Below are 25,134 nucleotides of genomic sequence, written 5' to 3'. Positions count from 1 at the left end.
ACGCGGAACTTCTGGTTTCCGCTGCCGATCTGCCCGCCATTGCGCGTGCTGGCGCCGAAGCCCGGCACGTCCTTTTCGAGCACCGCCACCGAACGGCCATCGCGCAGCAGAGTCAACGCAGCCGAGAGCCCGGTGAAACCGGAGCCGACGATGACCACGTCAACCCGCCGCGGCACTGCGCCGGAAGTTGGCCTGCGCGGAGCAGCATCCCACCAGTAAGGACGATAGGTGAGGCCGGCAGAACTTGGGGCGATACCCCGCGCAAGCTGCAACGCGGTTGGTCCCGCGTCACGCTCGCGTGACGCCGCAACAGCGGCATCGCTCGTGTTTGTCTTATCCATCACACGCTCTCAATGAGATCAATGCGAGGATTATGAGGCAGCCCGCCGAGCCCTCAAAGCTCCTTGGTCAGGAACTGCGCCCGTCCGTACCCGAACGACCAGTCTTCGTCCGTACAGGTCACGAAGTTCATCATCACGTCGCTCGGCTTGACGCCGCAAACGCGATCCAGCTCCTCGGCCATGCGCCTGTAGAAGGTCTCCTTCATCTCGCGCGTGCGCGGCCGCGTCGTGACCTGGATCATCACGAACGAATTCGTGCGCGGGATGTTGAGCCCCGTGTCTTCCATCAGCATGCGCGAGGGCCGGTGCTCGGTTACGATCTGATAGCGGTCGCCCACCGGAACCTTGAACGCTTCAACCATGACGTTGTGCATGGTGTCGAGCAGCTTCGCGAGCTCCGCGTCGCTGCGGCCTTCATAAAGATCGACCCGGATTAAGGGCATGTGTGGCTCCATCGAGTGTGGATCGCCCGCCATCGCAGCACCGGACCACAACAGGGCGCCGCCCGTTGCAGCCGAGCCCACGATGATCGCGCGGCGTGTGAACCGGAATTGTGACACGGCAAACTCCAGGACCTGACTTGCGGAGATTAGCCTACCGTCAGTTCCATGTGTGAAGCAGAATTTTCCAGGCGTCGCCTTCGCGGCCCAGCACATTGACCCAGTTGCCGCCAAACGCCTGCGCTTCGCCTGCAGAGTTCGCGCCGCTGAGCGCCCAGGTGCCGGTCGCGACGACCGTGTCGCCGCGCTCGGCCAGCGATTTCACGGCGATCTCGTGGCGCGTGAGGCCGTTGGATCTGACACCGGCGAAAAACTTGCCGATCTCGCTCGGACCCTTAGCCGGCGCACCGCCAGCTGGAATGACGCTTGCGCCCGAGGCATAAAGGGTCTCGAGCTTCGACAGGTCGCCGGCGTTGAACAAACGGTCCCACTGGGCGGCGAAGTCGTGAAAGTCAGCCATGAAATTTCCTTTCTAGGTGCGCTCCGCGAGCATCGACAACGCCCACGGATATAGCTAGTTTGTGACCACATGGTCACAAACTAGGTTTGGGCCCGGGAGTCAACGACAAATGACCAATCGGTCACAAATGACGCGGCCCGCGACGCGGCCCACGATGAAGCAAAGTCCGGACGGCAGCGCAAAGCGCACCCGCCAGCACCTCCCGGCCGCCGAGCGCGAACGGCAGATCGTGGAAGCCGCCGCCGACTTTTTTGCCGAGCATGGACTGGAAGGCCAGACGCGCGAGCTGGCCAAGACGCTGGGAATAACCCACTCCGCAATCTTCCGGTACTTTCCGAGCAAGGAAGCGCTCATCGAACGCGTCTACGACCACGTCTTCCTGTCGAGGTGGGATCCGGACTGGAGGGGCTTGCTGTCCGATAGGTCCCAACCGCTCGAGCAGCGGCTCATCCGTTTCTATCACGCGTATGCGGAGCGCATTTTCGATGCCCAGTGGATGCGCATCTTCATGTTCGCCGGCCTCAAGGGCCACCCGATGACGAACCGGTACGTATCGCTCATCCGTACGCAGCTGATCCGCCCGGCCTGCGGGGAACTGCGCGCCGAGCTCGGCCTCCCCACGCTGGCATCCCTCCCGATCACGGCGCGGGAAGAGGAAGCGTTTTGGGCGCTGCACGGCATGGTTTTCTATCTGGGCATCCGGAAGTTCATCTACGGCATGCGCACGCAGGGCGACCAATCGCAAATCATCGCCGACGACGTGCGCGCCCTTCTTGCGGGAGCGCCCTTCATCCTGCGCGCCGCGTGCGGAACGTCGGGCTAGCCGCGACCGGGCGCGCGGTCTGCGGCAAGCAGATGCCGTAGCGATCAGCTCGTTTCAAAACAAATTCGGCCGCGGGCCGGGCAATTTGCCCGGCTCGTTGGTTTCAGGCTTCAATTCTCCATTGTTTGTGCCAGTATCCCGAAAACCTTCGGAGCGGAACCATGCGTCTCCTGACCTTGCTCGTGCTGCGATTGATGGCCGTCGTCCTCTTATGTCTGGTCGTCGCTGTCGGATGCCTCATCATAGATGCGCATCGGTCCATCGAGAGCGACGTCTCGGCGACCAGTCAGCGCGTCAACACGCATCTCCAGGGTCTCTATTGGCAGCACTTGGTCTGGCGTAACGGCATGGCGCGCGGAACATTGATGACGTTGCCCGAATGGAAATCGGTGGCAACCCAGAGCATCATTTCACCAGGTGTTTGTGTGACGTACGCACCGCCGGGCGCGGACCAGCAGACGCTGTGCAGTCAAGTCGAGGTGCTTGGACCGCAAGCGCCACAGTGGTTCGTAGCCGCTTATCTCGACATTCTCGGCCCGCATGAGCCGATTGCCCAGAACCTCTCCATTCGCGATTCGTCGGCAGGCGTCTTCGTAACCAGTGCCGATCCCGACGCCGCGCTGCGGCGGGCATGGCGAGAGATTTCGACGGTCGTTCAGTTCGCCATCATGATGGCCGGCGCCATCGCGTTTCTGGCGGCCGTGATGATAGGCCATGCGCTCATGCCGGCGCGCGCCATCATCGACGCCCTACGCAAACTGGAGGGCGGCGAACTCGCGCTCAAGCTGAATAAGTTCAAGAGCACGGAGTTCAATCATATCTCCAATGCCGTGAATCGGCTGGCTGCAACCTTGCATCAGAACAATTCCGAACGCCTCGCGCTGACCAATCGCCTTTTCCAAGTCCAGGAGGATGAGCGGCGCTCAATCGCGCGAGACCTCCACGACGAGTTCGGACAAGCTCTGGCTGCGACCGCTGCGCTCGCCACTGTCATCGAAGCTGGCGCGCCGGCTGACCGGCCTGACATTGCCAAGGATGCGCGATCCATTACGAAGGCGCAGAAGCGCATGATGGATGCGTTGCGAACGACGCTCGTTCGCCTAAGGTCGCAAAGCATCGAGGAGCTTGGACTGGAGGCCAGCCTGCGGCAGCTCATCAACGACTTCAACGCTCAATCGAACTCCGGCACCGTCTACAAGCTCCACATGTCCGGACGCATTGCCACCTTGCCGAAGTGTATCGCGGTCGATCTCTATCGAATTGCCCAGGAGTGTCTGACCAACGCTTCAAAGCATGGTCGCCCTACCGAAGTCAGTGTGCGGCTCGAACATGTAGCGGAGACGGCGCCGCACGTCGCCTTGACGATTGAGGACGACGGCGGTGGCGACGCGAGTAAAATCCGGACCGGCTCCGGCCATGGAATTCTCGGCATTCGAGAGCGGCTCGCCGGAATCGGCGGCGCGCTTTCAATCGGCAACGCACCGCGCGGGCTGCGCATTTTGGCCGTGGTACCGACCAGTGCTCCCGAAGCTCTGGCATGAGCGGCACAATTTCCATCCTGCTCGTCGACGACCACCCGGTGGTGCGGGAGGGATATCGAAGGCTCCTCGAGATGCGGCAGCAGTTTGCGGTCTGCGCTGAGGCGGAGGACGTGGCGCAGGCCTACATCGCCTACAAGGCCCATAAGCCCGACGTAGTGGTCATGGATCTCACGCTGCAGGGTGCAAGCGGGTTGGAAGCCGTGCGGCGAATCCGAGACTGGGACAAGGACGCCCGCATCTTGATTTTTTCGATGCATGCTGGCTCCGCCTTCGCCCTCAAAGCTTTCGAGGCAGGCGCCAGCGGTTACATCACCAAGAGCAGTCCGCCCGGCGAACTCGTGAGAGCGGTCGAAGCGGTTGCCCGCGGTGGACGCGCCTTGAGCGACGACATCTGCCAGGCTCTGGCGGCGGACCGTTTGAGCGGCACCAACCCGGCCATCGCTCTACTGTCGACGCGCGAGACTGAAATCCTGAGACTTCTCGCGACCGGCCTCAGCAGTGACGCCATCGCCAACATGCTCAACCTCAGCCAAAAGACAGTTCGCAATCATCACTACGCCATCAAGGCCAAGATCGGCGCCGAGAACGATGCGCATCTCGTATGGCTGGCGTTGAGCGCAGGCTTGATCGGTCCCGACAAACTTGCAGGCGTGACGACGGCCTAGTCGGGCATTTTACCCGGCGCCGGAAGGCACCCTGCACTTGCAGCGCCTCAGTCCTTCTTCGACACTGCCGGTGACCCGCAGCACGGGCGTTTGGCAAACGCACAAGCTGAGGCGCTTATCAAACTCAGCAGTTTTTCGACAGCAGGTTCCGGCGGATCGGAAGACGCCAAACCACCTTGGTGAAAATTCGTTATATCTGTATGGATATAGCGCAAACTAACAACTGCACGATAAAAAAACTCGGGAGGATCACAATGTCTTTGGACTCATCGATTCCAAGCCACCTGCGGTGCCCACGCACCCGTCACCGTCGCGTCAGCGACTCGTGGAAACCGCCCTATGACGCATTTTCCGCCCGCGTCGATCCGGCCGTCAAACAACTCGTCATGGCGTACCTCGGCGTTCAGTCGAAGGGCGACGACATGCGCGCGAAAGCATTCGCGGCCTTCAAGACCATCCAGGATAGCCTCAAACTCGCCGACGGACCGGCACGTCACGACCTCGTTCAGTTCGTCGACGCCGATGGCTACCTGAACCTGATCGTTGTCGCCTACTGGCAAGACCCGACCGCGCATAAAGCCTGGACCGACAGCGCAGACGTTTCCGGCTGGTGGGCCTCCGACGATCGCCTCAAGGAGGGCGTCGGCTATTTCCGCGAGGTGCTCAGCCCCCGAATGGAACAGTTCGAGACGATCTTTACGCACGACTACGGCCCCTTCGAAGGCGCGAGCATCCTCTTCGGCAACATGAGCCAGCCGATCTTCGAGCACGGCTACTGGGGATCCATGCGCGATCGCCTGCCCGTCTCCCAGAACGACACTATGGAGCCGGTCGGCCAACTCACGGTCACACAGGGTCAGCCCAAGGCCGGCGGACGCGTCGTCATCAGCGGCCACAAGAACCTGACCTTGATCAGATCAGGAGAGGACTGGAGCCGGACCAAGGACGAGGAGCGCCGCACGTGGTACGAGGACATCGAGCCCGTGCTGCATCAAGGCATGAACTTTCTTCGCGACGAAGGCCTGGAGGTCGGCTGCTACACCAACCGCTACTGCCATCACATCGACGAGAACGGCAACGCGCAGGAGAAGGGTTTCGGCGTCAGCCTCTGGAACTCCCTTGCCCATCTCGAGCATTGGGGCGAGTCTCACCCGACGCATCTGCAGATTTTCGTGACGTTCATGCGGAACGTTCACAAGTTCACGGATCTGACACTGTATCACGAGGTGTCGGTGTTCGACGCCTCGAACCAGCATTTCGAGTACATCAACTGCCACCCGAAGACGGGCCTTCTGCGCGCCGTCTGAATGCGGACGAATGCGGTCCTCAGATTTCGGCGCAGGCCTTGAGCCTGCGCCGCTTTTTCCGTTGCGCGAACGCAGTCTAAGTTTCTGCATCCTCCAAGGGAGGCAATGAACTGCGAAGACGACGGCCATCGGCGGCAGGCGGAACACCGAACAGGCGGCGGTATTCGCGGCTGAATTGTGAGGGACTTTCGTATCCAACCGCGTAAGCCGTCGCGGCTGCGTCGAGGTTTTGCGTCAGCATGAGACGCCGGGCCTCCTGCAGCCGCAGCTGCTTCTGATACTGAAGAGGGCTCAGCGTCGTCACGGCTTTAAAATGAAGGTGAAGCTGCGAAGCGCTCATGTTCGCCTGTGCAGCAGTGGCTTCGACACTAAAGGGCTCTCTGAAGTTCTGCCTAATCCAAGCTATCGCACGGGTGACTTGCCGTAGCTTGCTTCCGGCGAACGCAATTTGCCCGAGCTTCGAAGTTTGGTCGCCCTGCAGAAGCCGATACAGGATCTCGCGCTCTATCAGCGGGGCGAGTGTTGGAATGTCACCCGGCGTTTCGAGAAGCCGGAGCATGCGAATAGATGCATCAATCAGATCACGGGTGACACTGCTGATCACGAGGGCAGATCCCGGCTCATCGCTGCCAGTCGGCTTCATCCCCCGCTCGAGCATCAAAGCTGCGATGGCGGCCGAATCGAGCTTCATGCGCATGCACAAGAACGGCCGTCCGGGCGTGGCATCAACGTGGTGGCTGATGATTGGAACATCCGCCTTGATGACGAGGTAGTTGGACTGATCGTAACGAAACTCCCGGTCCGCAACCATGGACCTCTTGCGCCCCTGAGCGACGATGCAGACCGATGGTTCGTAAATCATGCAGACGGGCTCATCGGCCCGCGAGGCACGAAACAGTCCGATCCGCGGGATCGCGGTTTCGTTAGGCCCATCGGCCGTCGCATGCCGCCGGATAAGATCGGCCAAGTCTACGAGGCTGGACAATCGTGCTTCTCCTGGAAGATCGAAATCGAGGCCGTGGATCTGATTGCTAAGCTTCCGACGGATTCTCCGCTAGGCGACGATCTTCAATTTGGGAGTTTTAGGCAAGAACACAAGAGCTTCGTTCTATCGCATTCGGACGTTTGGTTCCCATCTTATGGCCGATGCAAAGCGTCGTGCTGTGGGATCGCGATGAAGCCCAACCGCGTTGAAGCACAAGCGCGATGAATGTGGCCGACGTCGGCATGCAAGATCTGTAATCGGATATCGCTATATACGAATATATACTGCGAATGGAAGGACGGACGCTTATGAGCTTGCCAGATCGGATCGCTGCTCACCTCACCTTGATGGCTGTGCTTCTTGTTCCACCAGCCGCTTTCGCGCAAAGCGCTACGCCAATCGTTGTCCCGGGAGACCAAGCCTACACGGAGAGCATCACGGCCGGGCCGGATGGGTCGCTATACGTGAGCAGCTTTGCGGCTGGTGGCGTTCAGCGCGTAAATGCTGGCGCAACAAAGGCCGAGCCGTGGATTCCGCCGGGCGCATTCGACAGTCGGTCGACGTTCGGCCTCTACGCCGACGCGAAGACCGCGACGCTGTGGGTGTGCTCGAACGACGTGTCGGGGTTCGGAGTTCCGGGACCAAGCTCAATTGCAGGCTCCCACCTCAAGGCCTTCGATCTCGCGTCCGGTGAAGGAAAGGCGAGCTACGCGTTCCCGGCCGGTCCGTCGCTCTGCAACGACATGACGATCGCGGCCGACGGCACGCTTTACGTCACCGATACGGTCGTTCCCCGCATCCTGCGGCTCGCCCCCGGCGCAAAGGCGCTCGAAATCTTTATCGAGGACAAGCAGTTCCAGCCGCCCAACAACGGCGCCGGCTTGGACGGCATTGCGCTCGGCGAGGATGGGCACCTCTACGTCAACACGTTTCACGGTGGTGAGTTATTCCGCATCGAAATCGCGGACGGCAAGGCCGGCGCCGTCACCAAGCTGAAAACCTCGAGGCCGCTGTCCCTTCCCGACGGGCTCCGCCGCATCGGCGCAGCGACGTTTCTCATGGCCGAAGGCAGCGGAACGCTCGACCGCGTGACGATCGAAGGCGACACGGCGCGAATAGAGACCATCAAGGATGGCCTCAAGGAGCCGACGGCGTTCGCCAAAATTGGCGATACCGCTTGGGTCGCCGAAGGACAGCTATCGCACCTGCTCGCGCCCAAGGAAAAGGGGCCGCCATCCCTGCCGTTCGAGATCGTGCCAGTTCACGTCGGTAATTAGGGCACGTCCACGACTAGCTAGCTTGTTTCGTTCATCAGCTCCAAGGATAGAAAGATGCAGTCGTCGATCGTCTGGCGCCAGAGCGCGGCGCTCCTGGCCATGAATGTCATTGCTGTTGGTCTCGTCCCTTCGGTCGCTTCGCCTGCGAGGGCGGAGGATCCAAAATCGGCGTGCATAGAGAATGCGGGCTTGTCGCTGCCCAAGGGCTTCTGCGCCTCGATTTTCGCTGACAACGTCGGACATGCCCGCCAGATGGCGGTAGCTCCCGACGGCACGCTCTATGTCAATACGTGGAGCGGCGTCTATTACGGCAACGACACGCCGCCCGATGGCGGCTTCGTCGTCGCGTTGAAGGACACCAAAGGAGCAGGAAAGGCCGATGCCGTCTCCCGCTTCGGCGAGACGTTCGCGAACGGCGGCAAGGGCGGCACCGGCATCTGGATCCACAAGGACTGGCTCTACGCCGAGATTAACGATCGCATCGTGCGCTACGCGATCAAGAACGGCGCGCTGCCAACGGCCGATGCCAAGGCCGAGGTCGTATTGAGCGGCATGCCGATCACTGGCGATCACCCAATGCATCCATTCGCCATCGACGCCGCCGGCAACCTATTCGTCTCGATGGGCTCTGCCACCAACACCTGCGAAGTGAAGAATCGCATGCCGGCCTCGCCCGGCAACCAGCCCTGCACGGAGCTCGAAACTCGCGCGGGCGTCTGGCGCTACGACGCCAACAAGCTCGGCCAGACATTTTCGGCCAAGGAGCGCTACGCTTCCGGGATCCGCAATCCCGAAGGGTTCGACTTCGACGACGAGGGGCGGCTGTTCGTAACCCAGCACGGGCGCGACCAGTTGCACGAGAATTGGTCGAAGCTCTACACTCAGGAGCAGGGGTTCAACCTTCCTTCGGAGGAAGTGATGATCCTCAAGCAAGGCGCCAACTTTGGATGGCCCGAGTGCTACTTCGATCCCGCGCAGAAGAAGCTCGTGCTGGCGCCGGAATACGGCGGTGACGGCGGCAAGGCAGTCGGCAAATGTGCGGACAAGACGCCGCCCGTCGCCTACTACCCTGCGCATTGGGCGCCCAACGATCTCAAGATTTATCGTGGTGCGCTGTTCCCGAAGGCCTATCAGGGCGGAGCCTTCATCGCCTTCCACGGATCGTGGAACCGTGCACCAGGTCCGCAGCAGGGATACAATGTCGTCTTCCAGCCGCTGGCCGGCGGAAAGCCGTCCGGCGACTACGTCGTGTTCGCCGATGGCTTCGCAGGGCGGTTCAGAGAGCCCGGGCGCGCCGCACATCGTCCGTCCGGTCTAGCGGTCGCGCCGGACGGCGCGCTCTTTGTCTCCGACGACAAGGCAGGCCGTATCTGGCGCATCACCTATCAGGGAGACGCCGGCGCACCGATCGAGGCCGCTCCCCAGATCGCTGCCGCGTCTTCTGCACAAGACGCTTCGCCTCCCGAAGGCGTCCACCCTGACGCGGGCAGTGTCGCAGCACTGACGCCGCCGGAAGGCAGCACGGCCGATCAAGTCGAGCAGGGCCGCAAGGTGTTCCACGGCGAGGTAGCGGGCGCGACATGCGCGGGCTGCCACGGCGCCGACGGCATCGGCACGCCCGTTGGTCCCGATCTCACGTCGGGTAAATGGCTGTGGGGCGACGGTAGTGTTGCAAGCCTTCACGACACCATCGCCAATGGCGTCGAAACACCCAAGCAGCACCCGGGCGCCATGCCGCCAATGGGAGGCGTCGAGCTGTCGAAGGCGGACCTAGATGCCGTCACCGCCTATGTTTGGGCCATCGGGCATCGGGCGCGCTGAGGCTCTTTTTCCGGCTTCGACAGCAAGAAGCGGAGTGCTTGGAAGATCGAGCTGGCCGTAGCGTGCCTTGGAAAACCAAGGACGCTACGGTTGATTTTCAAACTGGAGGAGGATGCAATCACAATGGCAATCAAAGCATGGGCCACGAAAGGCGCCGACAAGCCGCTCGAGCCATTTGAATACGACCCCGGCCCGCTGGGCGCAGACGACGTCGAAATCGACGTTGAGACCTGCGGCATCTGCCATTCCGACGTCTCGATGATGCACAACGAATGGGGCATGACCACCTACCCGATCGTTCCAGGACACGAGGTCATCGGCCGGGTCAGCAAGCTCGGTTCGAACGCAAAGGGACTGAAGATCGGCCAGCGCGTCGGCGTCGGCTGGGCTTCTTCGAGCTGCATGCACTGCCAGCCCTGTCTCGACGGCGACCAGAACCTGTGCGCAACGCATTCGGGCACGATCGTCGGCCGGCACGGCGGATTTGCGGAAAAAGTCCGCGCGCAGTGGCCATGGGCAATTCCTATCCCCGACGGCGTCGACGCCCGGGAAGCAGGGCCGCTACTTTGCGGCGGCGTCACCGTGTTCACGCCGTTTCGCGCCTTCGGCATCAAGCCGACCGATCGCGTCGGCGTGATCGGCATCGGCGGCCTCGGCCACATGGCGCTCAAGTTTGCTCACGCCTGGGGCTGCGAGGTGACCGCCTTCACCACGAGCGATTCCAAGGCCGACGAAGCCCGCTCGCTTGGCGCCCACAACGTCGTCAACACGCGCAACACCGACGATCTCAAGCGCATCGCCGGCACGCTCGATCTCCTGATCTCGACCGTCAACGTGACGCTCGACTGGCCGGCAATGATCGCAACGCTGCGCCCCAAGGGCCGTCTCCACGTCGTCGGCGCCGTGCTCGAGCCGATTCCCGTGGCGGCATTCCCCATCATCATGGGGCAGAACAGCATATCGGGCTCGCCCAACGGCGCGCCCGTCACGTCGCAACTGATGCTTGAGTTCTGCGCCCGCCACAACATCGCGCCGCAGACCGAGCACTTCCCGATCTCGAAGGTCAACGACGCCATCCAGCATCTCCTGGACGGCAAGGCGCGTTACCGCATCGTGCTCGACGTCGCCTGAGCGTGACATCGCCTGTACGGAATGGGAGGCCCGAGCACGACATCGGGCCTCCCACGACGCGCTCCGACTCACGACGCCCCCGGCGCCCCAATCGATTGCGCCCTTCGATCAATTGACGGTTTTTCCAGCCCAATGTGCGATCTTGCGCACGCGGCCGGTGCACTTTATCGCTATATCCGACAGGATATAGCGTCGAGGTTCGCCCGTGACCATCAATGTCAAAGAGATGACGACCTATAACATCAGCGATGATGGCGAGACGGTCACGCTCAGCCTCGAGGACGAGGCCGGCACAGCAACTTCGCTGAAGTTTCGCATCCCGGATCTGGGCAACCTGGCGATCACGCTGCCAAGCCTGATCGAAGCGGCATTGCGGCGGCAGTTGCGCGATGCGTCGTTCCGCTACGCATTTCCGATGGGAGCCTGGTCGATCGAGCAGGCCACCGACCCCGCCTCGCTGATCGTGACGCTGCGAACCAAAGACGGCTTCGGCGTGAGCTTTTCCATGCCGCGGAACAATGCACTCCAACTGGCGCACTCGCTGTCCGAGATCGACGTCGGTCCGGCCGCGATGCTCACCCACTAGTTTCTTTACGAAATTAGTATAGTTTAGAACCCCAGTCGTTCCTAGCTAGAGGTTTCCATGTTCATCCGGCAGATGACCTACCTCGTTACGCTGGCGCGCGAGGAGCACTTCGGTCGCGCCGCGAATGCGTGCAACGTCACGCAGCCCACACTCTCGTCCGGCATCAAGGCGCTCGAACGCGAGCTTGATATGCGCCTCGTCGTACGCGCATCCCGGTTCATGGGATTGACACCCGAGGGCGAGCGCGTCGTCGCCTGGGCAGGAAAGATCCTGAATGACTACGAGAGCCTGAAACAGGATGTCGAGGGATGCCGCGGCAGCCTCAAGGGCACGCTGCGGCTCGGCGTCATCCCGGCCGCCATGCCCGCCGTCGCGGAACTCACGGCCCCATTCACCCTCAAACACCCGCAAGTCACCATCGACGTCCAGTCGGCCACCTCCGCAGAAATCCAGCGCGCGCTCGACAAGTTCGAACTCGATGCAGGCGTGACCTATCTCGAGAACGAGCCGTTGCAGCACGTGCGCAAAGCCGCGCTCTACCGCGAGCGCTATCTGTTCGTGACCAGCCGCAAGCCGGGCAGCGCCGGCAAGAGCGTCATCACTTGGCGCGAGGCCGTACGCAGCAATCTGTGCCTGTTGAACGAGAGCATGCAGAATCGCCGGGTCTTGAACAATCTGGCGCGCTCACTAGGGCTCGAGCTTGAGCCGACCGTCACGACGAACTCGTTCCTCGCCGTGTGCTCCCACGTCTGCAGCGGACGCTGGTCCAGCATCATTCCCCACAGCTTCGCTTACATATTCGCAGGTTGCGAGGACATCGCACTCATCGATCTCATCGAGCCGGTACACACGCAGACGATCGGCATCGTCGCAACGAACCGCGATCCGCTCCCCCCGCTCGCGCGCGCATTCATGGCCACCGGATCGAGGCTAAACCTCGAATTGGCCTTCAGCAGCGTCACGCTCGAAACCGCGTGATTGATGGGATCGATTGCATCGTCAAGCACATCAATTTGACCCACGATGCCGCAGGTCCGACAACAGCCGCGTTGCGACGGAACACTCACAAAAGAAATGAAACCCGCCGCCACGAGGAAGCGCGAGGAGTTGCAGACCTGAGCCGCGGCGTCTGACGCCGGGCGAAGCTCCATCCCTCATCCGAGTTGAAACATCGTCCGGCACACGCCGGACGGAGCGCTTCCTCATGGCCAAATTCCATGAAGGAGAACTACGATGGCAAAGATCGTTTGTGTGCTCTACGACGACCCCGTTGATGGCTACCCGAAGTCCTACGCCCGCGACGACATTCCGAAGATCACCAAGTATCCGGACGGCCAGACCGCGCCGACCCCGTCGGCGATCGACTTCAAGCCTGGCGCGCTTCTCGGCAGCGTCTCGGGCGAGCTGGGTCTGCGCAAGTTCCTCGAATCGAACGGGCACACGCTCGTCGTGACGTCGGACAAGGACGGCGCCAATTCCAAGCTCGACCAGGAACTGCATGACGCCGAAATCGTCATCTCGCAGCCGTTCTGGCCGGCCTACATGACGGCCGAGCGCATCGCCAAGGCGCCGAAGCTCAAGATGATTCTCACGGCCGGCATCGGCTCGGATCACACTGACCTGCAGGCCGCCATGGACCGCGGCATCACGGTCGCCGAGGTGACGTATTGCAACTCGAACAGCGTCGCCGAGCATGTCGTCATGCAGATGCTGTCGCTCGTCCGCAATTACATCCCGTCCTACAACTGGGTCATCAAGGGCGGCTGGAACATTGCCGACTGTGTGTCGCGCTCCTACGACATCGAAGGCATGCACGTCGGCACGGTTGCCGCCGGCCGTATCGGCCTGCGCGTGCTGCGCCTCCTGAAGCCGTTCGACGTCCAGCTTCACTACATGGATCGCCACAAGCTTCCCGAATCCGTTGAAAAGGAGCTGAACCTCACGCATCACACGACGCTCGAAAGCCTGACGAAGGTTTGCGATGTCGTGACGCTGAACTGCCCGCTCCACCCGGAGACGGAGCACATGATCAACGAGAAGTCGCTCAAGAACTTCAAGCGCGGCGCCTACCTCGTGAACACCGCGCGCGGCAAGCTCTGCGACCGCGACGCTATCGCCCGCGCGCTCGAAAGCGGCCAGCTCGCAGGCTATGCCGGCGACGTCTGGTTCCCGCAGCCGGCTCCGCAGGATCATCCGTGGCGCTCGATGCCCCATCACGGCATGACGCCTCACATCTCGGGTACCTCGCTCTCGGCCCAGACGCGCTATGCGGCTGGCACGCGCGAGATCCTCGAGTGCTACTTCGCAGGCAAGCCGATCCGCAACGAGTACCTCGTCGTCCAGGGCGGCAGCCTCGCGGGCGTAGGCGCCCACTCCTACAGCGCCGGCAATGCCACCGGCGGCTCCGAGGAAGCAGCGAAGTTCAAGCGCTAGAACCTTCGCGGGCGGGGATCGACAGGTCCCTGCCCGCACCTTTTTCCGAGAGGTCATGACATGGCGAGCGTCGATACGGCGATCGAAAGCGGCTGGCTGAAGCGAACCCTCGCTGCCATCGGAGCACGCCCCTGGCGCAATGCGGTGCTGTCGGGGTTGGGTGGCGCGCTCACCATCGGCCTTCTGGCGGTGGCCAACGAAACACATGTCGCACTTTTGTTGATTCCGCCCTTCGGCGCGTCCTGCGTGCTCGTCTTCGGCATTCCCGCAAGCCCCCTCGCGCGCCCTCGCAATGTGATTGGCGGCCACCTCATATCGGCTGCCGCCGGGCTTCTCGCAGTGGGAGCATTTGGGCCAACCCCCATCGGCATCGCCGTCGGCGTGGGCTTGGCGATTGCATCCATGATGCTGAGCGATACCGTGCATCCCCCGGCAGGGGCCAATCCGATCGTCGTCGCGCTGATAAATCCAGGATGGTCGTTCCTGCTGACCCCGGTACTGGCCGGCACAGTCGCGATCGTCATCCTCGGAAAACTATACAATCGCCTCAGGCAAAGCGCTTAGCGCTCGGCGTGGACCTCACAGCCCGGCACCGTCACGCATCCGGCGCGCGCGAGCGGTTCAGCCAGACAAACGCGTAGAAGTACGCGATCCAAAGCGCGATCGACATGCCGTAGAAGCCGATGACGCGCAACGACCAGAACGGCCAGGACCCGGCCTGCCCAATGGCGATCACGTTCGGATACCAACTGAAGAGCGTCGAGCGCCAGCGGTTCCACATCAGCGTCATCTCGGTTTGACGCATTTCGGCGGTCTTGGCGTCGTTGAAGACGCGCTCGCTGTTCCGCTTCAGCCACCACCAGGAATCTTCGTTGGTCAGCTCCAGCCCCCGGTCGGACCGGTTGCGAATATAGATGTATTGCACGTCGCTCGTGTTGCCGCGGGCATCGGGATCACTGCGGCGCACTTCGGTTCCGGTCACGACGCCGGTCGTCCACGTCGGACGCGCATACTCCCACGCAAACCAGAGCGGCACGCCCACGACCAGCGCGGCGACGGCCAGAACGCGACTGTCCCTCCGCCACAGCACGTAGGCGAGGATGAAAATCGCGATCAGAACGATGAAACCGACCGACAGCCAAGCCTGGAGCATGCATCAAACCTCAGCGCGCCTCGCGGACTTTGCAATGTTGGCATACCGGCCGGTTGCAGCGAAAGCGAAATGTCGGCGGCTTTCGCCCGCTCGGGCGCGACGGAGAGCCACCGTCAGCGCCGTGATCGCGGTGCCGGCTTCTGCGCCGCGTCAGGCTCGAGGTGGCTCAGCACCAGGCGACGCAGATTGCCGACCTCCGCCTTGAGCGGGAAATCCGGCAGAATGACCATCCGCACCATGCACCCGTCGAGATGAGTGGAAATGAACTGGGCCATGCGGCCGGGGTCCACGCGCCGGAACCGCCCCTGATCGATGCCAAGGCGCACAAAGCGCGCCAGCAGCTCGCGCTCTTTAGCGTAGAAGTTGGCGATCGTCGCATCCACCGCCGGATCCCGCTCCGTCGAGCCCTTGTAGTCGAGCGCGATCTTCACGAAGTGGTGGATTTCCGCGTAGCGGTCCACGTGATGATCGAGCCACGCCGAAATGAGCTCGGCCGGGTCCTCGCTGCCGGCTTCAATGGCGCGCATGTTGGCGAACGCGTTCCCGAGCGCGAAATCGATGACCGCCCTGAAGAGGTCCGTCTTGTTCTCGAAGTAGTAATAGATGAGCGCCGTGTTGACGCCGAGCGACTGGGCGATGTCCTTGATCGTCACGGACGCGAAATTGCTCTCGGCAAATAGGTTGAGCGCCGCCTTCAGGAACTCGGCTTCCCGGCCCTTCGCTCGCTCTGACGCCTCCGCCACCCCGGCCGTTTTGCGAGGAGACGGCTCCACGCGAACCGGGCGCCCTGCGCCCTTCGATTTCCGGTTCGACATTCTCTCTCTTTCGCCTCGGCGATGCGTGCTGAACAGCCGTGTTGCGGCGCGCTGCGGGAGCTTAGCCCGCAAGGCGCCTCGACTTCAAACTGGGGCTTGCAATCGCGACGGTCCTGATGAATGATTTAACTAATTGGATAATTAATACTAGCCCAAACTTCGCGAGAACATCGCTGTCGCTGCTCCAATCCGCTCAGCCTTGCGTCGCGAAGCTCTGCGGCGGAACGCCCGGGTCCGGCGCACTGGAAGTCCACGAGCACGCGCGTTCAATACGTCAGGATTAGAACTGCTGAAGGGGAACACATGAAGGCCTTCGTTCTATCATCGAGTCCTCGTCGCAACGGAAATTCGTCGATCCTGGCTCAATCAGTCCGCGAGGGCCTCGAAGAGTCCGGCCACGAGGTCGAATTCGCATACGTCGACGACTTCATCCGCTTCTTCCTGAGAGACTGCCGCGAATGCCGCAAGCCAGATGGAGAATGCGCAATCGATGACGGCTTCCGCTCCGTCTTCTTCGAACGCTACCTTCCCGCAGACGGCTTCATCGCCGCAACGCCCATCTATTGGTATGGCGCATCGGCCCAGCTCAAGGCGTTTTTCGATCGCACGTTTTGCTACTATGCCGCATCCCACCCGCGCTCCGCCGAGGTGACCGGCGGAATGCTCGGCAAGCGCGTCGGCCTCGTACTGAGCTCCGAAGAGACCTTTCCTCAGGTATCTGCCAGCATCGTCAGTCAGGTTCAGGAGTTCTCCCGCTATACCCGCTCGACGTTCGTCGGCGTCGTGCACGGCATCGGAAACGCCCGCGGCGACGTCTACAAGGACCCGCTCGATCCCGTCGCATCCGCACGCCGTTTCGGACGAGACTTCTTCACCCGCCACGCCACGGACTATCAGCTCGACACGCCCAGATCCGGACGCGTCTGGGGCTAGCGTCCATCGCCGCGACCGCAGCACGGCGCCCCAGCGGGAACGCTCTAAATGCTCCTTCATTATTCTATACATATACCGTAAAGATAACGGAGCAGGACCCGTTGTATACACTCAGACCTGAGCTTAGATTTGGAGCCCGCCGCAATCTGGTGTCGCTCTCATCAACTTCGGATGTCTCACCAAATGGGCGCAGTCGCATTCTCAACGGCACAACGCACGTACGAGATCGGCCAGTCTGAGCTCGAAGAGATTGCGTCTCTCCTGGGCGAGCAGTCGCGAGCGAGCGATGCACTGCCGAGATTGGTCAACGCCCCCTTCGCGCGCGGAAAAATGCTCGCGCGCCAACTCCAGCCGGGCTTGTTCGTAACCGCCTACGATCTCGAGTACCTCGAGGATCGCATCATCGAAGTCGACGAAGATCCCTCGGTGCGGTGCGGCATCATGTTCGAAGGCCCAGCGCGCCCCCTCGAGATCGCAGGCGTCGGCCAGGTCGCCACGCAACCCCACTGCCCATTCGTCATTGGGAATCACGTCCTGCAAGGGCTACTGCGACGCAGGAACACGAAGCGCGGGAGCAGGCTTCAAGATCACCTCCGCGTTCACGGAGTCCCTCCGCGTCTCAGACGGCGATACGGATGACGTAGCGCCTCTCCGCGCCTTGCTCGCCTCTGAAACTCTGGCCCGCCACTTTCCGCGATCGACCACCTTCAGCGAATTCGCCCAGAGGACGCTGGACAATCCCTACACCGGCATCATGAGCGAGCTGTTTCTGGAGGGCTGCGTCCTCGCCATGATCGCGGAGGCAACCCGCCTCATCGCCGAGGACAGCGGCCGACGCGAAGCGAGCGGACTTTCAACCCGCGAGTTCGAGCGCGCGGCAGCCGCACGCAATATCGTCGATCGCGATATCGTCTCGCCGCCAAGTCTCGCAGAACTGTCGCGCCTCCTGGGCGTAAACGTCACCACCCTCTCGCGGCAATTCCGTCTGGCCTTCGGCGACACCATTTTCGGCTATGTGCGCAACCGGCGCCTGGAGATTGCCCAGATGCTTCTCCGCAACGAAGCCCTCTCCATTGCCGAGACGGGTTTCCGAGTGGGCTTCGCCAACGCGGGCGCCTTTGCAACAGCCTATCGCAAGCGCTTCGGCCATCCTCCGAGCGCTGATCGCCGCGAACGCTGATCGCGCGCCAAGTTTGATCGCGACCAGGTTTGATTGCGCAAACGAGGAATTTGATCGCGCAAACGCCCCCGCCGTAGGCACCTCCCCGCACGGGTGCTACCTGAAAGTTTACGGGGAACGTAAACTATTGGGGGACTTGCGTTGATGCGCGTCGATAGATTGTGCGGCGTGGCCGCCATGGCATTGGGACTGGCCAGCTCGGCGCTGGCGCAAGACGCGGCGCCACAAGACCCTCAACCGGCCGGCGAGACGGTCGAACTCGCGCCGTTGACGGTCGAAGCCACCGGCAAGCCCGGCAAGATCTCCTCGACGAAGCGCGTCGAGCAGGCCCGCAACGTACCGATCGGCATCACCGTCATCGAGGGAGCACCCGACACGGCCGGCAACGGCGGCACAGGCGCCCCGTCCGGCGGCATGAGCGACGTTCCCAACTTCTACAGCAGCGATCCCGGAGCCGAGATCACCCGCGCCTCGCCCAACTTCGTGTTTGCAGGCTTCGGCCAGCCGGGTCTCGACTTCGTGAACATGCGCGGCGTCGGTCCTTTGGGAAATCCGCTGAACTCTCTCGACAACACGGTCGGCTTCGCGACCAACGGCGTCCCGACAACCGCGTTCGGCTATCCGCCGTCATTGCTCGACGTCGAGCGTGTCGAGGTGCTGCGCGGACCACAGGGCACACTGTTCGGCCGCAACGCCCTCGGTGGCGCCGTCAACGTCATCACCAGGGGCGCAGACGGCGAGCGGGAGTTCAAGGTCACCGGCGAACTCGGAAGCAGCGGACACAAGCTGGCCGAGGTCGTCGCAGGCGGCTGGCTCGCGCCCGGCCTTGTGGCAGGACGCGCAGCACTGCGCTTCCAAGACCTGGACGGCGACATTCCAAATCGCATCGCCGGGGGCCACGAAGGGGGTGCCGAGTTGGCAGCAGGGCGTGGCACGCTCCGCTTCACACCGTCACCCGATCTCACGATCAACCTCATGGCCGGCCATGATCGCGACAAGCGCCACAACTCCTACACCCTTCTGCTGGAGCAGCCGGGCTATCCCGTGAGCGGCGCCGATATCATTCCAATGAACGACCGCGAGCGCTCCGAGTTCACCGCCGATATCCAGCGCCGCTTCGATGGCGTCGTCTTCACGTCCGTATCGAATTTCCAGAACCTCGACCTCGCCGGCTACTACGACGGCACGGACTCGTTCCTCTTCTCGGCATACACAGGACTGCCGCCGGCCTACTTCGCCGATCCCTCCACGGATTGGACGGACATCGACGAAACAGAGAAGATCTACAATCAGGAATTTCGCCTGAGTTCCACAGATGCGAGCCCCATCTCATGGGTGATCGGCGCGAACTACTTCCGCTCCGAGTACGATCAGCAGCGGGTCCAGAAAAGCTCGCTGAGCCCCTACCAGAACGGCACCAACGACATCGCCATCACCGCGCAGACATGGTCGGTTTTCGGTGACACGACAGTGCCGCTGACGGAGAGGCTGAAGATTTCCGGCGGACTTCGCCTGTCCCACGACGATCAAGAGCTGTCGTCGCTCTATGTGTCGAACGGATTTCCCGGCACGGTCCCGACCTTCAGCCAGCGGCAGAGCGTGTCGGATACCTACCTCACCGGGCGCGCGGCCGCCTCCTACGATTGGACCTCCACCGTCATGACCTATGCCTCGATCGCCCGCGGCTACGCCTCCGGCGGCTTCGAGAAAACGGCGATCAACTCGGCCCTCGGCAACCCCTCCGTTCCGTTCGGCGCATCGACGGGATGGACCTACGAAGTCGGCGCCAAGACCTCCTGGTTCAACCGCCGCGCCGATTTGAACGTGAGCGCCTTCTTCAACGACATCGCCGATGGTCAGCTCTACGACTACATCATTAGCGGCGGCGTGCCGGTCTACATATTCGCCAACCAGGACTACAATTCTTACGGCTTCGAAGTCGAAGGCGCCGCCCGTCTGACTGAGCGGCTGACCGTCACCGCGGGATTGGGTGTCACTGAATCCGAAATGGTGGGGGTAAAGCCCGGCAGCATGACCGGCGCCGCCAACGGCAACCGCGTTCCCTTGTCGGCCGATATGACGGCGAACGTATCCGCGCAGTATCGCATTCCCGGCCACGAGCTGGGAATTCCCGGCAGCGTCCTGACCCAGGCCGAATACCAGTATGTCGGCGCGCGCGCCGCAGACATCCGCAACACGTTCGACCTGGACCCGTACAGCATTGTCAACCTGCGGATCGAGTGGGAGCACCAGGACCTGAAGATCTACGGGTTTGGCAACAACATGCTCGACGAGCATGCGCAGTATTTCGGCGCAACGTACACGCCGAACATTCATAGCATGGCAGTCGGGCACGGCCGTGTGGTCGGCATTGGCGCCAGCCAGAAGTTCTAATGCCGGCGGACGGTCATCCCACAACGATCCTCTATCCCGCAGCCGCCCGCCGTATCCGCAGCGGGCGGCTCTGGTCGGTCGTCCATACGTGGAGCAGCCTGGTAGCCACAGCATTCCTGCTCGTTCTATGCCTGACGGGACTGCCTCTCATTTTCGCCCACTAGATCGAAGAGCTGAGCGGAACACACGCCGCGCCGCAGCCCGTCGCACCTGGCACACAGCCCGCGAGCCTCGACCGCATCGTTGCAGCGGGCCACGCGCATCTGCCAGGTCACGCGGTCCAATTCGTGTTCTGGGACGACGATCAGCCGGGCGTCGTTCTCCTCTCGATCGGAGCAACGCCCACATCGGATTACACCAAGAACCGCACCGTCCGCGTCGATGCCCATCGAGCCGCTATCCTCGATGAGATAAATGCGCAGTCGGGCGTGCTTCCCTTTATCCTTCGCCTGCACACAGAGTTGCTGCTTGGATTGAAGGGCAAGATCTTTCTCGGGGTGATGGGCGCCTGCTTCGTTCTGGCTATCGCCAGCGGCATTGCCCTGTACGGGCCTTCCATGCGGCGTCTGAAATTTGGCGAAGTCCGCCACCATCGCGTGGCCATCGTGCGCTGGCTCGATCTTCACAACCTCGTGGGCATCGTGATCGGATGCTGGATGCTGGTCGTTGGGTCAACGGGTGTGCTCAACGCCTTTGCCGATCTCACCATAAAGTACTGGCAGTACGACCAGCTCGCCGACATGCTGGGCAAGGAAGCCGGCAGGCCGCGCCCCGAAACGCTGTCCTCCGTCCAGCAAACGGCCGACGCCGCCCAAGCCCTGGCGACCGGAATGAAGCCGTCGTTCATCGCGTTTCCGGGATCGATCTTTTCGAGCGCCAGCCACTATGCCGTGTTCATGAAGGGCGCCTCGCCCCTGACATCGCGCCTTCTCAAACCCGTGGTCTGCGATGCGGCCACCGGCCGCGTCGTCGACTCGCGCGCGATGCCCTGGTACGTCACGGCCCTTCTCGTCTCGCAACCGCTGCACTTTGGCGACTACGGTGGCCTCCCCCTCAAAATAATCTGGGCACTCCTCACCCTGCTCACGATTTTCGTTCTCGGATCGGGCCTGGTTCTGTGGTCCGGCCGCATCCTGCGGGCACGCCGCCTCCGTGATGGAGGTCGGAGATAGTGCGAAGGCGCTCCGGCATTTGGACCTATCCCGCCGTCATGGCAGTCGCGACGATCGCGGGTCTGCTCATTGGACTGACGGGCGACGCCGGTTGGGACGCGATATCCTGGGCGCTTCTCGCCGTGCCTGTGGCCGTTTGCGCCTACGGTCTCTGGCCGAACTCCGCCCGCCGGCCCAGCGCGGCCCAAGGGCCAAATCCCTAGCGCGTGCTGCCAAACCGGCGCTCCGACGACCCAGATTCCAATTTCCAAAGCTCCGACAGACCAACCGGCGCCCGGACGGCCACACCCGACTGCGGTCGCGCGCCAGCCGCGGGCTTAAACTTGACTATTGCGGTCAATATTATGTAAGCGTGAGGTTTGCAGGTGTAGGAACCAGATATGGAAACCGTCCAATTCGACGGCCTGGAAATCATCCTCTCGAGGATGACGTTGTCCGAAGCGCAACGCTGGGACTCTTCGATGCTGCCCGGAATCTGGTGCGGTATTCTGACCGAAGGCACGATTTCCACCTCGCGCTCCGGTTTCGACAACACCTGGACACCGCGGACGGTGATCAACTACTGCCTCGAAGATCCGGTGAGCATCGAGCATAGGGTGCCGCAGGACTGCCAGCTTAGCGCCGTCTTCATCCGTCTCCCCTTCGAGCGCGTAGACGCCATCGCCGGGCCCGGCGCCCGCACCGCCCTCGCGCCTCCCAAGACAAACTACCGATCGTGGAACAATCATCGCCCGGCGAATGCCCTGGCCTGGCAGATGCTCGGTTGCCCGCTGGTTGGTCCCGCACGTCGGCTCTACCTTTCCGGCAAGGCGCTGGAGCTGCTGTCCGTCGTTGCCCAGAGCGATGCGATGGGCAGAGCCAGTCCATCGGGCACGGACGGCGTACCCTCTGCCCGCGCCGGCGAGATCGAACGCGTTCATGCGGCTCGCGGAATGTTACTGGCCTCACTTTCCGATCCGCCGAGCGTTCCCGACCTTGCCCGCAAAGTCGGCATGAATGCCCACCGGTTGGGAGAGCTGTTTCGCGCCCTGTTCGGCGCGAGCGTCTACGCCTACGTCAAAGCGGCACGCCTCGATCACGCCAAGATGCTGCTCGAGCAGGGCGAAATGTCCGTGTCCCAAGCCGCCTACAGCTGCGGCTACCATCCGGCGCATTTCTCGACCGAGTTCCGCAAGCGTTTCGGCGTATCGCCGAGCACGTGCGTCGGCCGCGATGAGACCTAGCCGCCGGTCTCATCCGTTGCCCCCTTCGCTCGACGCGAAAAGCCAAAGACAAAGACGGAATCCCCAAAGCCGCGGCGATTGTTATCGATCTCCTGCTGCCCTCCTATCCCAGCATGAGTTTGATCGCCGTGGGGGCTACTGAATGACCGCTTTTCTCGCATCGGGCCGAATGGCCTGCGTTCTGGCATATGCCGTTTCTTGCGCCGTCGTGGCCGCCGGAGAAGCTGTGGCCCAGCAGGCCGCCAAGCCGGCGGACGCCAACGAGACGTATGATCTGCCGCCTCTGAGCGTCACCGCCAAGAAGGCGAAGAAACCCGCGGCGCAAAAGAAGGCACTTGAGCAGCCAGTCGCTGCGACCGCGCCGCAGCCCCAGCCTCCGCCCGCCGCTAAACCACCCGCGGATGGCATTTCGCAGGCCACTGCCGAGTTTGCGAATGTTCCTTCGGGCGTCTCCGTCATGACCGGAGACGAGGTCGCAACACGCGGGCTCAGCACCGCGCGCGATCTTGCCCAATCGTTCCCGAACGTCACCGGCTTCGACTCCGGCGGCAACCGCATGCCGACCTTCTCGATCCGCGGCGTGCACGAGCTTGGCTACCAGTCGTCCCCTGGCGTCGTTCCCGGCGTCGGCTACTACGTGGATGACATCCCCGCGCTGACGACACTGGCCCGCGCCTCAATGTTTACGCGCGTTGACCAGATCAACGTGCTCAAGGGACCGCAGAGCACATCGTTCGGGTTCAGCCGCCCGGCAGGCGTCATCGACATCCAGACGGGCGGCCCAACCGACAAGCCAACCGGCTACGTCACAGGATCGGCCGGAAACTACGACGCGTACGAGGCCGGCGCAGGCTTCTCGACGCCGCTCGGCTCAAGCTCCGCCTTCCTGACCGCTGACTTCATCGGCCAGAAGCGCGACGGCTTCTATGACAATACCGCCCTGAACGAGCCCTACGGCGACAAGGAATCCTACGGCGGCCGGGCGAAGCTCACCATCGTGCCCACAAGCCGCACGACCATCGATTTCATCCTGCAGCACGAGCGCTTTGACGACCAGAGCGATCCGTTCATTCCGTTCGCGCAGCTTGCCACCGCCCCGTTCGACGTCACCTATAACGATCCCGGCAAGGAGCGCATCGGCCAGGACCTGCAGGCCCTGCGCATCAAAAGCCGCTTCGACACGTTCGACATCCTGTCGGTCACGGCAAACCGCCGCTCGACATGGGACTTCCACAACGACGGCGACCAGACGGCCATTCCCGATCCGATGTGGCGTTACATCGGCTACTCGGAAGAGGAGGTCCGCTCGCTGACGCAGGAAGTACGCCTCACGTCGAACGATCCCTCGGCGCAGCTTCAGTGGTCGGCCGGCGTCTTCGCCGCGCACACCGTCATGGATTTCGACGGCGGCACACTGCTCTATCCCGACATCGAAATTCCCGGCATGCCGTTGCGGCACGCCAAGACGACCAGCGACGACGTCGCCGTCTTCGGCGAGCTGCGCTACGGGCTCGGCGGCGGCTTCACCATTGTCCCCGGCATGCGCTACGAGTGGGCAGGGCGCGAGGGAGAAAACGCGCATCCAGCTCCCTTTATCGCAGAAGCCGAGAAGGACTATGCGAAGGTTCTGCCCTCGATTGCGCTGCTCTATGCGCCGACCTCGAACTTCACGGCCTATGCGAAGTATGCGCGCGGCTTCAAGCCGGGCGGCTTCATCGCCGACCGCGCGCTGACCGACATCAACGAGTTCCGCTTCGACGAAGAAACCTCGGACAACTACGAGATCGGCTTCAAGAGCCGGCCGTTCGGACGCTTCCTCGCCCTCAACGGCTCGCTCTTCTATTCCGACACCGAGAACTATCAGGTGCTGAACCAGTTCAGCCCGTCGGAGTTCGGCGTCAATAATGCTGAGCGCGTCGAAAGCTACGGCGGCGAGCTGGAGGCGAGCTTGCAGATGACGTCCCAGCTCCGCCTCTTCGGCGGGCTCGGCGTGACGCATGCGACTTTCGGCGAGTTCGTGAATGACTACGCCGATTTCAGCGGCAACGAGGTCAGCTTCATTCCCTCGTTCACAACGAACTATGGCTTCGAGTACCGGGCCGACTGGGGCGGCTACCTGCTTGTCGATGCCCGCACGCTGGGTGACTACTACCTCGACGAAGCCAATGCCTCGAAGCAGAAGGGCGTCACGCTTCTCAACGCGACGCTCGGCTTCAAGTACGGCGACATGGACATCGCCTTCTTCGGCCGCAACATCCTCAACGAGCGCTACGTGGTGAACTCCTACGACTTCGCCGGAACCGGCGGCGTGGGCGCCTATGGCGCGCTCGGCGACCCGGCGACCTACGGCGTGCGCACCAAGGTCTCGTTCTGACCGATTGAGGAGGCAAGACA

At 62.4% G+C, this 25,134-nt stretch carries 24 protein-coding genes; 17 read left to right on the top strand and 7 right to left on the bottom strand.

Annotated features, from left to right (window positions below):
* From K2Y42_RS18120 to K2Y42_RS18110, 3 genes are all read right to left on the bottom strand, one after another.
* On the bottom strand, positions 1-341 hold a 341-nt coding region (locus K2Y42_RS18120), incomplete at its 3' end, for an FAD-dependent oxidoreductase (RefSeq protein ID WP_291155115.1).
* Between the two features lie 53 nt (positions 342-394).
* A complete protein-coding gene (locus K2Y42_RS18115; RefSeq protein WP_291155124.1) occupies positions 395-784 on the bottom strand; it encodes a tautomerase family protein in 390 nt (129 codons plus the stop codon).
* Between the two features lie 157 nt (positions 785-941).
* Positions 942-1,301, bottom strand: a complete 360-nt coding sequence (locus K2Y42_RS18110; protein ID WP_291155112.1) for a DUF4440 domain-containing protein — start codon at positions 1,299-1,301, stop codon at positions 942-944.
* Positions 1,302-1,410: 109 nt separating this feature from the next.
* Here K2Y42_RS18110 and K2Y42_RS18105 point away from each other — a divergent pair, with 109 nt between their 5' ends.
* The 4 genes from K2Y42_RS18105 to K2Y42_RS18090 all read left to right on the top strand — a co-directional run bounded on the left by K2Y42_RS18105 (position 1,411) and on the right by K2Y42_RS18090 (position 5,637).
* Positions 1,411-2,124, top strand: a complete 714-nt coding sequence (locus K2Y42_RS18105; protein WP_291155108.1) for a TetR/AcrR family transcriptional regulator — start codon at positions 1,411-1,413, stop codon at positions 2,122-2,124.
* 161 nt (positions 2,125-2,285) lie between these two features.
* Positions 2,286-3,665: a histidine kinase gene (locus K2Y42_RS18100; RefSeq protein WP_291155105.1), complete on the top strand. Its 1,380-nt coding sequence runs from the start codon at positions 2,286-2,288 to the stop codon at positions 3,663-3,665.
* Positions 3,662-4,330 carry a response regulator transcription factor gene (locus tag K2Y42_RS18095; RefSeq protein WP_291155102.1) on the top strand — a complete coding sequence of 223 codons (669 nt, stop codon included), beginning with the start codon at positions 3,662-3,664 and terminating at the stop codon, positions 4,328-4,330. The genes K2Y42_RS18100 and K2Y42_RS18095 overlap by 4 nt, the downstream gene beginning before the upstream one ends.
* A gap of 254 nt (positions 4,331-4,584) precedes the next feature.
* Positions 4,585-5,637: a phenylacetaldoxime dehydratase family protein gene (locus K2Y42_RS18090; RefSeq protein ID WP_291155100.1), complete on the top strand. Its 1,053-nt coding sequence runs from the start codon at positions 4,585-4,587 to the stop codon at positions 5,635-5,637.
* A gap of 76 nt (positions 5,638-5,713) precedes the next feature.
* Here the strand turns inward: K2Y42_RS18090 and K2Y42_RS18085 are convergent, their stop codons facing one another.
* Positions 5,714-6,622: an AraC family transcriptional regulator gene (locus tag K2Y42_RS18085; protein ID WP_291155097.1), complete on the bottom strand. Its 909-nt coding sequence runs from the start codon at positions 6,620-6,622 to the stop codon at positions 5,714-5,716.
* 464 nt (positions 6,623-7,086) lie between these two features.
* Between K2Y42_RS18085 and K2Y42_RS18080 the strand changes: the two genes are divergently transcribed.
* From K2Y42_RS18080 to K2Y42_RS18050, 7 genes are all read left to right on the top strand, one after another.
* Positions 7,087-7,899 carry a hypothetical protein gene (locus tag K2Y42_RS18080; RefSeq protein ID WP_291155095.1) on the top strand — a complete coding sequence of 271 codons (813 nt, stop codon included), beginning with the start codon at positions 7,087-7,089 and terminating at the stop codon, positions 7,897-7,899.
* 54 nt (positions 7,900-7,953) lie between these two features.
* On the top strand, positions 7,954-9,720 hold the full coding sequence (locus K2Y42_RS18075) for a PQQ-dependent sugar dehydrogenase (protein ID WP_291155093.1): 1,767 nt from the start codon (positions 7,954-7,956) through the stop codon (positions 9,718-9,720).
* 123 nt (positions 9,721-9,843) lie between these two features.
* The gene (locus K2Y42_RS18070) at positions 9,844-10,851 is read left to right on the top strand and encodes an NAD(P)-dependent alcohol dehydrogenase (RefSeq protein ID WP_291155092.1); all 1,008 of its coding nucleotides are present in this window, start codon (positions 9,844-9,846) and stop codon (positions 10,849-10,851) included.
* A gap of 205 nt (positions 10,852-11,056) precedes the next feature.
* Entirely contained in the window at positions 11,057-11,437 is a 381-nt protein-coding gene (locus K2Y42_RS18065; RefSeq protein WP_291155091.1) for a hypothetical protein, read from the top strand.
* Between the two features lie 57 nt (positions 11,438-11,494).
* Complete coding sequence (locus K2Y42_RS18060) at positions 11,495-12,415, top strand: LysR family transcriptional regulator (protein ID WP_291155090.1); 921 nt, start codon at positions 11,495-11,497, stop codon at positions 12,413-12,415.
* Positions 12,416-12,670: 255 nt separating this feature from the next.
* A complete protein-coding gene (locus K2Y42_RS18055; RefSeq protein WP_291155088.1) occupies positions 12,671-13,870 on the top strand; it encodes an NAD-dependent formate dehydrogenase in 1,200 nt (399 codons plus the stop codon).
* Between the two features lie 60 nt (positions 13,871-13,930).
* On the top strand, positions 13,931-14,434 hold the full coding sequence (locus tag K2Y42_RS18050) for an HPP family protein (protein ID WP_291155086.1): 504 nt from the start codon (positions 13,931-13,933) through the stop codon (positions 14,432-14,434).
* Positions 14,435-14,465: 31 nt separating this feature from the next.
* On the opposite strand, the gene K2Y42_RS18045 is transcribed toward K2Y42_RS18050, so the two are convergent.
* Complete coding sequence (locus K2Y42_RS18045; RefSeq protein WP_291155084.1) at positions 14,466-15,023, bottom strand: DUF1523 family protein; 558 nt, start codon at positions 15,021-15,023, stop codon at positions 14,466-14,468.
* Between the two features lie 113 nt (positions 15,024-15,136).
* Positions 15,137-15,838: a TetR/AcrR family transcriptional regulator gene (locus K2Y42_RS18040; protein ID WP_291155082.1), complete on the bottom strand. Its 702-nt coding sequence runs from the start codon at positions 15,836-15,838 to the stop codon at positions 15,137-15,139.
* A gap of 303 nt (positions 15,839-16,141) precedes the next feature.
* On the opposite strand from K2Y42_RS18040, the gene K2Y42_RS18035 reads away from it, so the two are divergent.
* On the top strand, positions 16,142-16,771 hold the full coding sequence (locus tag K2Y42_RS18035; RefSeq protein ID WP_291155080.1) for a flavodoxin family protein: 630 nt from the start codon (positions 16,142-16,144) through the stop codon (positions 16,769-16,771).
* 201 nt (positions 16,772-16,972) lie between these two features.
* On the opposite strand, the gene K2Y42_RS18030 is transcribed toward K2Y42_RS18035, so the two are convergent.
* Positions 16,973-17,311: a hypothetical protein gene (locus K2Y42_RS18030; RefSeq protein ID WP_291155078.1), complete on the bottom strand. Its 339-nt coding sequence runs from the start codon at positions 17,309-17,311 to the stop codon at positions 16,973-16,975.
* A gap of 118 nt (positions 17,312-17,429) precedes the next feature.
* On the opposite strand from K2Y42_RS18030, the gene K2Y42_RS18025 reads away from it, so the two are divergent.
* The 5 genes from K2Y42_RS18025 to K2Y42_RS18005 all read left to right on the top strand — a co-directional run bounded on the left by K2Y42_RS18025 (position 17,430) and on the right by K2Y42_RS18005 (position 25,114).
* Positions 17,430-17,951 carry an AraC family transcriptional regulator gene (locus tag K2Y42_RS18025; RefSeq protein ID WP_291155076.1) on the top strand — a complete coding sequence of 174 codons (522 nt, stop codon included), beginning with the start codon at positions 17,430-17,432 and terminating at the stop codon, positions 17,949-17,951.
* A gap of 144 nt (positions 17,952-18,095) precedes the next feature.
* The gene (locus K2Y42_RS18020; protein ID WP_291155074.1) at positions 18,096-20,345 is read left to right on the top strand and encodes a TonB-dependent receptor; all 2,250 of its coding nucleotides are present in this window, start codon (positions 18,096-18,098) and stop codon (positions 20,343-20,345) included.
* A 164-nt stretch (positions 20,346-20,509) separates the two neighbouring features.
* A complete protein-coding gene (locus tag K2Y42_RS18015; RefSeq protein WP_366512426.1) occupies positions 20,510-21,517 on the top strand; it encodes a PepSY-associated TM helix domain-containing protein in 1,008 nt (335 codons plus the stop codon).
* Positions 21,518-21,897: 380 nt separating this feature from the next.
* Positions 21,898-22,740: an AraC family transcriptional regulator gene (locus tag K2Y42_RS18010; protein WP_291155073.1), complete on the top strand. Its 843-nt coding sequence runs from the start codon at positions 21,898-21,900 to the stop codon at positions 22,738-22,740.
* 142 nt (positions 22,741-22,882) lie between these two features.
* On the top strand, positions 22,883-25,114 hold the full coding sequence (locus tag K2Y42_RS18005; RefSeq protein ID WP_291155071.1) for a TonB-dependent receptor: 2,232 nt from the start codon (positions 22,883-22,885) through the stop codon (positions 25,112-25,114).
* Positions 25,115-25,134: the final 20 nt, after the last annotated feature.

It is taken from the genome of Hyphomicrobium sp., assembly GCF_019744875.1.
GTDB lineage: Bacteria > Pseudomonadota > Alphaproteobacteria > Rhizobiales > Hyphomicrobiaceae > Hyphomicrobium_C.
This window is presented reverse-complemented; position numbering and strand designations above follow the sequence as displayed.